The sequence below is a fragment of the Bradyrhizobium sp. ORS 375 genome (assembly GCF_000239775.1).
GTDB lineage: Bacteria > Pseudomonadota > Alphaproteobacteria > Rhizobiales > Xanthobacteraceae > Bradyrhizobium.
The window spans coordinates 1-509 of record NZ_CAFI01000419.1 but is presented as its reverse complement, the minus strand read 5'-3'; the positions used below and the strand labels follow the sequence as shown (position 1 = coordinate 509).

Genomic DNA, 509 nt, shown 5'->3' with positions numbered 1-509 from the left:
TCCACCAAGTCGAGCGTGACCTCGACGGCGCTGACCGGCGCCACCGCCTCCGACCTGCTGGGCTCCAGCTCGACGGCGGTGACCGGCTCGGTCGTGAACAACGACAACACCTCGGCCGCGGCGGCGATCACCGGCTCGACCAAGCTGTCCGGCACTGCCGGCACGGCCTCGAACAACCTGGCCACCGGCATCACCTCGGGTGAAACGCTGGTCGTCAACGGCACCACCTTCACCTTCGTCACCGGCACGTCGTCGACGGGCACCAGCATCGGCATCGGCGACAGCGTCACCAACCTGCTGTCGGCGATCCAGACCCAGACCGGCGTGACCGCCTCGATCACCGCGGGTGCGATCACCCTGACGCCGCCGGCGGCCGGATTGACGCTCTCGGGCAGCAGCGGCACCTTGGCCAAGCTCGGATTGAGCGCGGTGGGTGACGGCCTGTCGGGACAGACGCTGACGGTCGGCGCCACAGGAGGTGGCACGGCAACCAGCATCACGTTCGGTCT

General features: G+C 69.2%; 1 pseudogene. It reads left to right on the top strand.

Going from position 1 to position 509, the window contains the following annotated elements:
- Positions 1-509, top strand: a pseudogene (locus BRAO375_RS27525) (flagellin); the annotation flags it as partial.